At 47.2% G+C, this 13,179-nt stretch carries 7 protein-coding genes; 5 read left to right on the plus strand and 2 right to left on the minus strand.

The genetic code is table 11. The features are described 5' to 3' along the window. The first annotated feature begins 9 nt into the window (after positions 1-9). The 5 genes from purD to dxs all read left to right on the plus strand — a co-directional run bounded on the left by purD (position 10) and on the right by dxs (position 11,394). The gene (purD, locus tag HC352_RS03755) at positions 10-1,290 is read left to right on the plus strand and encodes a phosphoribosylamine--glycine ligase (RefSeq protein WP_168917647.1); all 1,281 of its coding nucleotides are present in this window, start codon (positions 10-12) and stop codon (positions 1,288-1,290) included. Then, entirely contained in the window at positions 1,280-4,927 is a 3,648-nt protein-coding gene (locus HC352_RS03760) for a phosphoribosylformylglycinamidine synthase (RefSeq protein ID WP_168917648.1), read from the plus strand. The genes purD and HC352_RS03760 overlap by 11 nt, the downstream gene beginning before the upstream one ends. A 12-nt stretch (positions 4,928-4,939) precedes the next feature. Then, on the plus strand, positions 4,940-6,613 hold the full coding sequence (locus tag HC352_RS03765; RefSeq protein WP_168917649.1) for a formate--tetrahydrofolate ligase: 1,674 nt from the start codon (positions 4,940-4,942) through the stop codon (positions 6,611-6,613). A gap of 80 nt (positions 6,614-6,693) precedes the next feature. Continuing rightward, positions 6,694-9,372: an aconitate hydratase AcnA gene (gene acnA, locus HC352_RS03770; RefSeq protein ID WP_168917650.1), complete on the plus strand. Its 2,679-nt coding sequence runs from the start codon at positions 6,694-6,696 to the stop codon at positions 9,370-9,372. A gap of 144 nt (positions 9,373-9,516) precedes the next feature. After that, entirely contained in the window at positions 9,517-11,394 is a 1,878-nt protein-coding gene (gene dxs, locus HC352_RS03775) for a 1-deoxy-D-xylulose-5-phosphate synthase (protein WP_168917651.1), read from the plus strand. An 8-nt stretch (positions 11,395-11,402) separates the two neighbouring features. On the opposite strand, the gene HC352_RS03780 is transcribed toward dxs, so the two are convergent. Both HC352_RS03780 and HC352_RS03785 read right to left on the minus strand, forming a co-directional pair. Next, positions 11,403-12,590, minus strand: coding sequence for an HRDC domain-containing protein (locus HC352_RS03780; RefSeq protein ID WP_168917652.1), 1,188 nt, complete (start codon positions 12,588-12,590; stop codon positions 11,403-11,405). After that, entirely contained in the window at positions 12,590-13,171 is a 582-nt protein-coding gene (locus HC352_RS03785; RefSeq protein ID WP_168917653.1) for a DUF3000 domain-containing protein, read from the minus strand. The genes HC352_RS03780 and HC352_RS03785 overlap by 1 nt, the downstream gene beginning before the upstream one ends. Between the last annotated feature and the right edge of the window lie 8 nt (positions 13,172-13,179).

Here is a 13,179-nt window from a genome sequence, read left to right on the forward strand (position 1 = left end):
AGGTTGGCTGTGAAAGTTTGTTTAATAGGAAGTGGCGGGCGAGAATATGCCATTGCTACTCGGCTTATCACTGATAATCCGGATATTTCATTAGATGTTATTCCGGGCAACGATGCTATGACATTTGCGACCACTCATCCCGAGATCGCTGCCACGGATATAAATAGCATCGTAGAATTTTGCACAAGCCAAGGAATCGATTTTTGTATCGTTGCTCCGGACGATCCGCTAGTCCTTGGGCTTGTTGATGCATTAGAAGATGCTGGAATAGCGTGTTTTGGGCCGCGCAAATCTGGTGCCAAATTGGAAGGCTCGAAACGTTTCGCCAAAGATTTTATGCTACGCCATGGAATTCCGACGGCGCGCTACGCTAAGTTTACTGATATTGAACAGGCGCGTCGGTACATCCGCACAGCAACCTATCCAGTTGTTATTAAAGCTGATGGTTTGGCACGTGGCAAAGGCGTTGTTATTGCCCATGAGCGGATAACAACAGAGAAAGTCTTAGAAGACTTCATGGTGAACTTGACGTTTGGGGCGAGTTCAGCTGCGGTGATTATCGAAGAATATTTAACTGGTCCAGAAATATCTGTTTTGGCTTTCTGTGATGGGCGGACCATCAAACCAATGATATCGAGCATGGATCATAAGAACATTTTTGACGGTGATCGTGGGCCAAATACCGGAGGGATGGGGTGTATTGCGCCTAACCCGGTCTTCACCCCTGAGGTAGCTAGTGAGTTTGACCAAAACATTTTGCAACCGACCTTAGCTGGTTTGAAAACAGACAAACTTGATTTTCGTGGTTGCTTGTATTTTGGGCTGATGCTTACCTCCGAGGGCCTCAAAGTTATTGAGTATAACGCTCGTTTCGGAGACCCCGAAACACAGGTTGTCGTACCCCTGTTACGGGGCAATCTCTTAGATATTTTCTTAGCTACCAGTCACGGAAGACTTGCCGACGTCGACGTCGATTTTTCGGATAAACACAGCGCTTGTGTCGTTATGGCTTGTGAAGGATATCCAAACAAACCCCATACGGGGGACATTATTTCTATTGAACCGAATGTAGAACCTTATCTTGTTTTTGCGGGTGTGAAACAGAATAACGACGGACAGTTGGAAACCGCTGGCGGTCGGGTGCTCAACGTGCTTGGTTTTGGCGACAGTCTCAACCATGCAGTTAAAGCTGCTTATGACAACGTAGAAAAGGTTTCTTTTACTCATTGCCATTACCGGACTGATATTGGGCAAACCGCTCAAAGAATTGAGGCGTACCATGATCTCTAGAATATACGTTGAAGCACTACCTGGTACGAATCCAGCTGCTGATAATCTTGTCGAGGATATCAGGACATTTTTAAATATTCCGGCAGTAAATAGTGTACGAATCATTAACCGCTATGACTGCGAAAATCTTACAGAGGAGGTGTTTGCGCAGGCTATCACAAATGTTTTTGCACAGCTTCCGGTTGATCGTTATTTCACTGACTTAGAGGTGGGCCCAGAAGATCATGTTTTCGCAGTCAGCTACTTGCCAGGACAGTTTGATCAACGTGCGGACAGTGCTGCAGTCTGTATCCAAATGATGGCACAAGTGGAAAAACCACGAGTCAGTTATGCCTGTGTATACGTTATTGACGGGAAAATAACTGATGCTGAGTTAATGAAAATTAAAACCTATCTGATAAATCCTGTTGATTCGCATGAAGTCCCGCTTGATTTACCAACCTCTCTTGCACTGAATACCACTGCGGCACAGTGGGTTCCTCAGGTGGATAACTTTACTGATATGACTCGTGATGAGCTTCTTACTTACGCGGATAACACAGGTGCTGCGATGGATCTAGCAGATCTAACGATGGTTCAAGATTATTTCACTCGGATAGGTCGCCAACCTACGGTCACCGAATTAAAGGTTATTGATACCTATTGGTCAGATCATTGCCGGCACACGACGTTTAATACCGAGCTAGCCAATGTGGTTATTGAGGATAAGCGTGTTTCACGCGCATACGAATCTTACCTTCGCATTAAATCTGATATCAGCCCAGATAAGCCGGTAACGCTGATGAGTATAGCCACAATGGCGATGAAGTATCTGCGTGCCTGCGGACAACTAGAACAACTTGATATTAGCGATGAAATAAATGCATGTACGATTAAAGTCGACGTCGACGTTGACGGAAAAATCGAGCCATGGTTGTTGCTGTTTAAAAACGAAACCCATAACCATCCCACTGAAATTGAGCCGTACGGCGGTGCCGCAACGTGTATCGGGGGAGCGATTCGTGACCCGCTGTCTGGCCGAGCCTACGTCTACGCTGCTATGCGTGTAACAGGCGCTGGAAACCCGCTTCAGCCGCTTGAAGAAACGCTGCCAGGAAAGTTACCACAGCGTAAAATAGCGAAAGTATCTGCAGATGGTTATTCCTCATACGGAAACCAAATTGGGTTAGCAACGTCGTTTATCGACGAATTTTACGATGCCTCATATATCGCTAAGAGATTAGAAATCGGCGCCGTGCTAGGGGCGGTTAAGCACGATGATATCCAACGTTCTACACCCGAACCTGGTGATCTTGTTGTCCTGATTGGTGGGGCTACTGGCCGGGATGGCATCGGAGGCGCAACCGGTTCTTCCCGCCCCCATGATGCAACATCGGTCAGCGAATGCGGCGCCCAGGTGCAAAAGGGAAATGCTTTAGAAGAACGGAAGCTACAACGCTTGTTTCGGCATCCAGAAGTTACCAAACGTATTAAAAAATGTAACGACTTCGGCGCTGGCGGAGTCGCAGTAGCCATTGGCGAGCTAGCCGATGGTTTGCGAATTAATCTTGATCGGATCCACACGAAATATGATGGCCTTAATGCAACAGAGCTCGCTGTTAGTGAGTCGCAGGAGAGAATGGCATTAGTTATTGATCCTGCAGATCTTTGTTTCTTGGCTGAACAGTGTTATGCCGAAAATGTTGAGATGGCAGTTGTCGCTGAAGTAACTGCACAACCAGTGTTATCGATGTCGTATATGGGGCAGGAAGTAGTCCGCATAGATCGTTCATTCCTTGATACTAACGGCGCCCCCAAAGAGGCTGATGTTCTTGTGCGCGCTGGAGTCCAACCGCAAGAAGCTCAAGTGGTCGATTGGGAGTCTAGCGTGCGAAACTTGATGGGCGATCTTCATCATTGCAGCAAAGAAGGGCTCATCCAACAATTTGATTCAACCATTGGCGCGAACACTGTCTTGATGCCGTTGGGTGGTAAATATCAAAAGACCCCGATCCAAGCGATGGTCCATAAGCTACCTGTTCCGCATGGCAACACGCGGACGTGTTCTGTGATGGCCTATGGATTTAACCCCCAGCTGAGTAAAAATGATCCATATCAAGGCGCTTATGATGCAGTGATCGATTCAGTTGCAAAGATTATCGCAACAGGTGCAGATCCTAACCAAGTTCATCTCAGTTTCCAAGAGTATTTCCCTTCGCTGAAAAATGATCCGGCGAAGTGGGGCTTACCCTTAGCTAGCTTGATGGGAGCATTCCAAGCCCAATTAGACCTTGGAATCGCTGCCATTGGTGGTAAAGACTCGATGAGTGGCACATTTGAATCTATGGATGTGATACCTACTCTGGTTTCTTTCGCAGTGAGTTTAGGAGAGGTTAATTCGATAATTTCTCCTGAGCTTAAAAAGCCAGGTAACAAGATTTATCTGATGACTCCGCAACAGTTGTCACGTCAATATTTTCAATCATTTGCTGAGCTGATCGGGCGTGGTGAGATTGTTAGCGCCTACAGCTTAACTGGATCGTCTATCTCTGAAGCCGCAGTTAAAATGGCATTGGGCAATCAGTATGGAATTAATTTTACTGAGAATTTCGATCCGTTAACCAGTTGTGTACCTATTCGCGGCGGGTTTTTATGTGAAACAACATCGCATCTTGAGGACGCGTTATATCTCGGAGAAGTCTGTGAAGAGTTTGCTCTATCGCATGGTCAAACTTCTATTGATCTCGCTAAAGTCCAAGAGGTATATGAAGAGACTTTGGAGCCGGTATATCCGGCAAGATCGGAGCACTCGGCGGACATTCCAGAGGTGGTAATGACCGATGGTGAGGCGACGAAGTATGCGGGCCCGCCGGTAGATCGCCCAAGGGTACTTATTCCCGTTTTCCCAGGTACGAACTGTGAATATGAAACTGCGGCTGCGTGGCGAGCAGCTGGAGCAGAGCCGGAAGTGTTGGTTGTTCAAAGTCTTTCGGTAGATGATATCGAAAAAAGTATCGAGACATTTGCTGCGGCGTTATCTCAGGCTCATATTTTGTTTATTCCTGGGGGTTTTTCTGGCGCAGACGAACCTGATGGTTCAGCAAAGTTTATTACTTCTTTTATGCGTAATACGAAGGTTGCAGCGGCTATCACAGAGCTACTCGACGAACGTGGTGGCTTAATCGGTGGTATTTGTAATGGTTTCCAGGCATTGATTAAGTTGGGTTTGCTTCCGTATGGAAAGATCCTGGATCCGACGTCGGACATGCCCACGCTAACTTATAACTCAATCAAACGTCACCAATCGTCAATAGTCAATGTTCGGGTAGCTAATAACACCAGCCCATGGTTGAGTCAGGTTGGTTTAGGTGACGTTTTCCGAGTGCCGATATCGCATGGCGAAGGTCGTATTGTTGGCAATATTGATGCGAAGAATATTGCCACTCAATACGTTAATTTTGCGGGAAATCCAACGAACGGCATTGAGTTTAACCCTAATAATTCGATTTTTGCGGTTGAGGGTATGATCAGTGATGATGGACGGGTATTTGGCAAAATGGGCCATACTGAACGTTACTCAGATGGGTGCTACCTTAATGTTCCCGGCAACTATAACATGCAGATTTTCGCTTCAGCTGTCGCTTACTTTACGCATTAGAAAGACACTACTATGGTACATCTGCCAGATATAGCGATTGCTCAGCAAGCTCAGATGCTTCCGATCACGGAGATTACCCAACAGTTGGGGATAGCTTCAGATTGTGTTGAAACGTATGGACGATATAAAGCCAAAATCGATCTCTCTGCTATTGATGAATCGCGGATTGAAACGAATAAACTAGTGCTTGTTACCGCAATGTCACCAACTCCAGCTGGTGAAGGAAAGACGACGACGACGGTGGGTTTAGCCGATGCGTTACACCGCATGGGCCCAAGTGTTTCGATGGCTTTGCGAGAGCCGTCATTAGGTCCGGTTTTTGGTTTAAAAGGCGGAGCATGTGGCGGGGGATATGCTCAAGTTGTTCCGATGGAGGATATAAATCTCCATTTTACCGGTGATTTTCATGCGATTTCTGCGGCAAATAACTTATTAGTGGCAATGCTTGATAATCACATTTACCAGGGTAATGTGCTTGGTATTAATCCAAAGCAGGTCCTTATCAAGCGCTGTCTTGACATTAACGATCGGCAGCTGCGACATATTGTTAGTGGTTTAGGATCGAGTGTTGATGGAGTTAGCCGAGAAGATGGCTTTGAGATCACGGTTGCTAGTGAGGTTATGGCTATTTTCTGCCTCGCTACTTCTTTTGATGACTTGAAGGAGAAACTTGGCAATATCCTCGTTGCTTATACCTATGACAAAAAGCCAGTTACCGCACATGATTTGGGGGCTGTCGGAGCAATGGCGGCATTGTTAAAAGATGCTATTAAACCGAATATGGTTCAGTCTTTGGAGCACACTCCGGCGTTTATCCATGGCGGTCCATTTGCCAATATTGCCCATGGCTGTAATTCCATTTTAGCCACGAAGCTATCGCGCAGTTTAACTGATTACACGATTACTGAGGCGGGTTTTGGTGCTGATTTAGGTGGCGAAAAATTTCTCGATATTATGTGTCGCATTACTGGTACTGTGCCTAACTGTTGCGTAGTGGTAGCAACCGTGCGAGCACTTAAAATGCACGGGGGAGTAGCGCAAGAAGATTTGGTGCGGGAGGATATAGATGCGCTAAGCAAAGGTCTGTCTAATCTCATCAGACATGTTAATAATATGACAAGAGTGTACCGGTTACCCACAGTGGTAGCGCTCAATCTGTTTCCGACAGATACTGAATCAGAAATTGCGCTCGTTGTTGCAGAGTGCGAAAAACTGGGAGTGCGGTGTATACGTTCTTCTGTGTGGGCTGATGGAGGGCGTGGTGGTAGTGAACTGGCGCGTGAAGTTATCCAATTGTGTGACCAACCGGCAGATGTTCAATTTGCATATGGCGACGAGGAAACAATAGAAGCCAAGATTACTCATGTGGTGCAGCGGGTTTATGGTGGTACAGGTGTTGATATTAGTCCAGTAGCGCAACGTCGTATTGCTAATATCGAGGCACTAGGTTTCGGGCATCTGCCTGTGTGCATTGCAAAAACTCAATACAGCTTTAGTGATGATCCGCTTCTTTTGGGTAGTCCCGATAATTTCGTATTGCATGTTAAAGATGTGAAAGTAAACGCTGGAGCGGGATTTATTGTCGTTTACACGGAAGATGTCTTAACGATGCCAGGCCTACCGAAAAAACCTGTTGCTCAGGGAATCGATATCGACGATCGGGGCAGTATTTCTGGATTATTTTAGATAGTGATTGGTTGCGCGTTTGTGAGACAAGTATCAAAATCTCTGGTATCTTGATATTGAGATAGTTTGAAGGAGCACCCATGAGTGTCGATACATTCCACGCCAAATCTACGTTAACTGTTGGTCGTGACACATACGCTATATATCGGTTATCTGCCGTGCCTGAGTTCAGTATGTTGCCTTATTCGTTGAAGATTCTTGCGGAGAATTTACTTCGAACAGAAAATGGTACACATGTTACAGCTGATCATATTCGTGCGCTTGCTTCGTGGGATCCAGATGAAGAGCCGAAAGATGAAATTCAGTTCACCCCTGCGCGTGTGGTGATGCAGGATTTCACTGGTGTTCCATGCATCGTAGATTTAGCAACGATGCGCGAAGCAGTAGCTCAATTAGGCGGCGATCCTAACACTATTAATCCACTTAATCCGGCCGAAATGGTCATTGATCACTCAGTGCAAATTGATGTTTTTGGACAAACTAATGCCCTCGAGCGAAATATGGATATCGAATACGGGCGAAACGAAGAACGCTACCAGTTTTTACGTTGGGGGCAGGGCACTTTCGATAATTTCACTGTTGTCCCGCCAGGTACAGGAATTGTGCACCAAGTCAATATTGAACACCTTGCTCGGGTAACTATGGTCACTGATTCTCACGGTGAGAAAGTTGCCTATCCTGATACGTGTGTTGGCACAGATTCACATACGACGATGGTAAACGGACTAGGAGTGCTCGGATGGGGAGTAGGTGGAATTGAAGCGGAAGCTGCTATGCTTGGACAACCAGTTTCGATGCTCATTCCTTCGGTCGTTGGATTCAAACTTTCTGGTGAAATACCGGCAGGAGCGACTGCAACTGATGTCGTACTCACCATCACTGACATGCTTCGCAAGCATGGAGTTGTCGGTAAATTCGTCGAATTCTATGGCCAAGGCGTAGCTGCAGTGCCACTGGCAAACCGGGCAACGATCGGTAATATGTCGCCCGAATTTGGTTCCACTGCCGCAATTTTTCCTATCGATGAGGTTACTTTAGATTATTTACGCTTAACTGGAAGACCAGAAGAACATATAGCGCTGGTCGAAGCCTATAGTAAAGCACAAGGCTTATGGCATGATCCGGAGCGTGAAGCGCGGTATTCTGAATATCTGGAACTTGATCTATCGAGCGTTGTCCCGTCTATCGCTGGGCCAAAACGCCCCCAAGACAGAATTGAACTCTCGAGAGCAAAAGCTGAGTTTCAGCAAGCTCTTAGATCGTATACCGCCGATCCTGGAACTGATCGGCCACATAAGATCACGCCAATACGGCTCAACGGCCATGACACGTATATCGATCATGGAGCAGTAGCAATAGCGTCAATAACATCTTGTACAAATACGTCTAATCCTTCCGTGATGATGGCTGCTGGATTACTAGCACGAAATGCAGTCAAACGTGGCTTAACCACAAAACCATGGGTGAAAACATCAATGGCACCGGGCTCGCAAGTAGTGACTGACTACTATGAGAAAGCAGATCTTTGGCCAGCCTTGGAAGCATTAGGTTTCCATCTTGTTGGTTACGGGTGTGCGACCTGTATTGGTAATTCTGGTCCACTTCCACACGAAGTCTCGGCGGCGATCAATGCGGCTGATCTAGCTGTAGTTTCTGTTCTTTCTGGCAACCGGAACTTTGAGGGTCGCATTAACCCGGATATCAAAATGAATTATCTGGCCTCACCACCACTAGTTATTGCCTACGCCTTGGCCGGGACAATGGATATTGACTTTGCTTCTGATCCGCTAGGATATGACCAAGCAGGCCAACCAGTCTACCTCGCCGATATTTGGCCAACTCCACAGGATGTTCAAGAAACAATTGACACCAGCGTTAGTCGAGAGATGTTCGAAAAATCTTACGCTGATGTTTTTGCTGGTGATGAACGCTGGCAGAGCCTAGAAACTCCGACTGGTTCGACTTTTACTTGGGATAACGATTCAACTTATGTGCGCAAAGCGCCATATTTTGATGGCTTAACGATGGAACTGACTCCGGTTAAGAATATTACTGGAGCACGAGTACTCGCTAAGCTTGGAGATTCGGTTACGACCGACCATATCTCTCCTGCCGGAGCTATTAAGGCTGATTCGCCTGCTGGGCAGTATCTGGCTGACCATGGTGTTAATCAACGTGACTTTAACTCGTATGGATCACGACGTGGTAACCATGAAGTGATGATTCGCGGAACCTTTGCCAATATTCGACTCCGTAACCAATTACTCGATGGGGTAGAAGGTGGATACACGTATAATTTCCTTACCCAGACCCAAGAATCGATTTATGAAGCAGCTATGGCGTATCAACAAGCAGATATACCCCTAGTTGTTTTAGGTGGAAAAGAGTATGGTTCGGGATCTTCTCGGGATTGGGCAGCAAAGGGAACTGCTCTGCTCGGAGTGAAAGCTGTTATCGCAGAATCCTTTGAGCGTATTCACCGCTCGAATTTAATCGGTATGGGGGTATTACCACTGGAATTTCCTGCTGAGGAAAGTTCAGATAGCTTAGGACTAGACGGTAGCGAAACATTCGATATCTCTGGGATAAGCGCACTCAACGAAGGTGCTATACCACCGACCGTCGAAGTTCGGGCGACACGAGAAAACGGCAGTGTTATTGAGTTTCATGCGGTTGTCCGTATCGACACTCCGGGTGAAGCTGATTACTATCGCCACGGCGGAATTTTACAGTACGTCTTACGATCTCTTGTCAACTAAAGCACTGTTTCTAGCACCACTGAGGAAGAAAGCGAAAACAATAAAACACAGACCTTTTATCGCTCAAATATTCATATTCGACTAGGGATAAAGCTGGTAACGCTGGTAGTCTAGATGGGTATGAGCTAAGGAGGCTAATAGCGAATGGGTATGCTGAATTCCATCAATGGACCACAAGACGTTAAGTCGTTAAAACCGCATCAATTACCTGCTTTAGCCGCTGAAATTCGCTCATTTTTAGTCACTAATGTGGCACGTACTGGTGGACATCTAGGGCCTAACCTTGGGGTTGTTGAACTCACTATTGCGTTGCATCGAGTTTTTGATTCGCCACGAGATGTTCTTGTTTTCGATACCGGGCATCAATCCTACGTCCATAAACTTCTTACCGGCCGTCATGATTTCCAAGAATTACGCCATGAAAATGGCTTATCGGGTTACCCATCCCGAAAAGAATCTGAGCACGACGTCGTCGAAAATTCGCATGCTTCGACTGCACTATCGTGGGCAGATGGAATAGCGCGCGGTATGCAACTATCTGGGCAGGACCAACGTGCGGTTGCAATTATCGGTGATGGTGCAATGACTGGCGGAATGGCTTGGGAAGCATTAAATAATATTGCCGAAGATCCAGACCGTCCTCTTGTTATCATTCTTAACGATAATGGTCGTTCCTACGCTCCGACAGTGGGCGGAATAGTCCGGCGGATTGATGCAGTACGCAAAATGGATGCTATGCGAGTCAATCGATCCTATGAACGTGCTTTGGATTGGGGAAAGCGGACTTTACAAAATTCCGGGCTAGCCGGGCAGTTGACCTACGAAGCTCTCCATGGTTTAAAACGCGGAATGAAAGACGTTTTTATTGATGCCGGAATATTTGATTCACTAGGAATAAAATATCTCGGTCCAGTTGATGGTCACGATATTTCTCAACTCGAAGAAGCTTTCAGTATGGCACGAAAGTATGGTGGTCCCGTCGTCGTGCACTGTATTACCGAAAAAGGTCGCGGTTATAAACCAGCTGAAGAACATGAAGCTGACCGGTTCCATGCCGTTGGGGTTATTCACCCAGAAACCGGACTACCCGTTGAGCCCTCGAGATTCGGGTGGACAGCTGTTTTTGCGGAAGAAATTGTCAGTTTGGCCAAAGAAAACCCACAAATCGTCGGGGTTACAGCAGCGATGATGCAGCCAGTGGGATTAGGCCCACTGAAAAAGGAATTTCCAGAACGCGTAATCGACGTAGGGATTGCTGAACAACACGCGCTAACAATGGCTGCGGGGCTGTCGCATGCTGGCTTTCACCCAGTTGTTGCTCTCTATGCCACGTTCATGAATCGCGCCTATGACCAACTCTTGATGGATGTTGCGTTACACGGCGAAGCTGTTACTATTTGCCTCGATCGTTGCGGAGTTACGGGAGACGACGGGGCGTCCCACAATGGCATGTGGGACCTCGCTATTGCGAGTATGATTCCCGGTCTTCAAGTGGCGATTCCACGTGATGAAACTCGAATGCGAGAATTGCTACAAGAAGCTGTTGCTATTTCAGCGCCAACTATTATCCGTTACCCGAAAGGCTCACTGCCGCAGGAACTACCTACTCTTCGGCAGATCGGAAAGCTTGACGTCGTGTATGAAACTACTGGAGATGAAGCTCCAATTGTGCTTATTGGTTATGGGCCGCTTGTGCACACCATGGTTGATGCAGCGCGCCAACTGGAAGAACCAGTTATTGTTATTGATCCGCGCTGGGCATTACCAACCCATGAAGATCTGATCGCAACGTGTTGCCAAGCGCGCTGTGTGATTACGCTAGAAGATGGTTTAGTTAACGGTGGAGTAGGAGTGAGCCTACAGCAAGCTCTCAATGAGGCAAATTGTGCTGTTCCGATTGTTGCACTTGGTATTGGCCATCAGTTTTTGCCCCATGCCTCTCGTCAATCAGTGCTCATACGCCAACATATGACTGCCGAAGATGTTCTCGATGCAGTGCGCACTAGGTTAGCGAACAAATAACGGCAGTATTAGGCTAAGGCGTGACATACTTGGTCAATCTGCCAAGGACGGGCTCCAAGGTCAGCTAAGATGTGTGGAATATCTTGCGGGGACTGCCAGCCTTGCCATGCTAGTTCTTTTTGTAAGCGAGGTTTGAGCAGTACCTCTTGGCGAATGCCAAGGTTATCTGCATGATGCAAGACAGCGCTACGAACCTGTGACCAACGTTCGGCAGCTTCCGGACGCAATTTTTCCCACCGCTGGACGGGCGGAAAAGGATCTTTGGAGTACGTAAATTTACGTTCCGGGAGCTCGGCTTGAGATAAGTTCCAGGCATGGTGTATCGCATTCCACCATGTAGTTGTGTCGCGTTTGCGGGTTCGGGAACGAAACATTGATGAATTATGAATATCAGCCTGAGAGCGTGGTTTGCGCGCAGCTAAGGCGGCCAATACTTTGTTTGGCAGGACTTTTCCAGGTGCGAGATCGCGTTCTTGGGCAAGTTTATCGCGTGCATCCCATAGCTCTTTAAGCATAGCGAGGGAACGTTGATCTGGAAACTTCGCGTACTTTACTGCTTTGCGCCAGGGCTGCGGGTGCGGTTGTGGTACTGGACGCAAACGAACTTCCTCGCATTCTTGAACAAACCATTCCCACCGCTTAGCCTCGTGAAGTTGAGTGGTGAGTTTTTGGCGTAGCTCAGCTAAAAGCTCGACGTCGAGAGCAGCATAAGCGCGCAATTCAGGGCCCAGAGGCCGTTGTGACCAGTCGGCATGTGAATGTTCTTTTGCGAGTGAAATCCCGAGCTGATCAGCGACCATAGCCTGTAACGAAACATGATCAAAACCGAGGATTCGGCCGGCAAGTTCAGTATCAAAAACACTCTGAGGTTTTAAGCCAAGTTCAGCTAAACAGGGAAGATCCTGATCAGCAGCATGTAAAATCCATTCCGCGTCCATCACCTGGGCTAAAGGAGCCAGCTGATCTTCAATGCCAATTGGGTCAATAAGGAAAATACCAGCACCAGAACGCTTAATTTGAATAAGATATGCCCGATTTGAGTATCGCAAGCCCATGGCCCGCTCGGTGTCAACGGCGAATGGGCCCGTACCTGCCGCAAGTTTCGTTATCGCTTGCGCGAGATCTTCATGAGTAATATCTGGTAGCCCATCTCGAGGTTCTATAAGTGCATGAAGTTTGCTATTTTCGACGCTCATCAGACTCTTTCAATTCGTCGTGGCAAGCTGGTAATGGTTTGTTCTGGTGGAAGCCCGGCCATTGTAATACAAAAATGTTCCCACGCGTGCAGGTGCTGGGTTAAGAATTCAGATGTTGGAGTCCAAGACGCACGTATTTCCAGATCGATACGTGACGAATCGATGTAGAGACCACCAAATGTTTCATTAAATACCCGGGTTACCGTTCCATTCAATGAATGAAAATCTGCTCCAGCATGAGCTAATGATTCGGGCAACCACGACCAGGCGACTTCGCCAAGTAGCGGATCATCTCCAAGGTCTGATTCAACCGGCGCTTGTGCGTGCATAACAATTCGAAACGTGCCATTCCAAGCTTCCTGGCCAGCAGGATCGTGTAGTACAACAAATTTGGCACTGCCCCGGAAGGAATCTGGATCTTTCGATGGGGACTCGTTGATTTCAGCCTGTAACGCAACACTCCATGGTGCTATTCGGGTAGGAGGCGGAATTTGGACAACATGAAATCCAGAACGAAAACTCTGCCCTTTCAGTGACTCAAGGGCAGTAAGAAATTCTGCAGTTGGTTGATTGTTATCCACATAGGCGA

Origin of the sequence: Arcanobacterium buesumense, assembly GCF_012563545.1 — a bacterium.
In the GTDB taxonomy this organism is placed as follows: Bacteria; Actinomycetota; Actinomycetes; order Actinomycetales; family Actinomycetaceae; genus Arcanobacterium; species Arcanobacterium buesumense.

Excerpts from the sequence above, each read along its gene's own strand:
- HC352_RS03760 (WP_168917648.1), top strand. The coding sequence starts at position 1,280 with ATGATCTCTAGAATATACGTTGAAGCACTACCTGGTACGAATCCAGCT.
- HC352_RS03765 (WP_168917649.1), top strand. The coding sequence starts at position 4,940 with ATGGTACATCTGCCAGATATAGCGATTGCTCAGCAAGCTCAGATGCTT.
- acnA (WP_168917650.1), top strand. The coding sequence starts at position 6,694 with ATGAGTGTCGATACATTCCACGCCAAATCTACGTTAACTGTTGGTCGT.
- dxs (WP_168917651.1), top strand. The coding sequence starts at position 9,517 with ATGGGTATGCTGAATTCCATCAATGGACCACAAGACGTTAAGTCGTTA.
- HC352_RS03780 (WP_168917652.1), bottom strand. The coding sequence starts at position 12,590 with ATGAGCGTCGAAAATAGCAAACTTCATGCACTTATAGAACCTCGAGAT.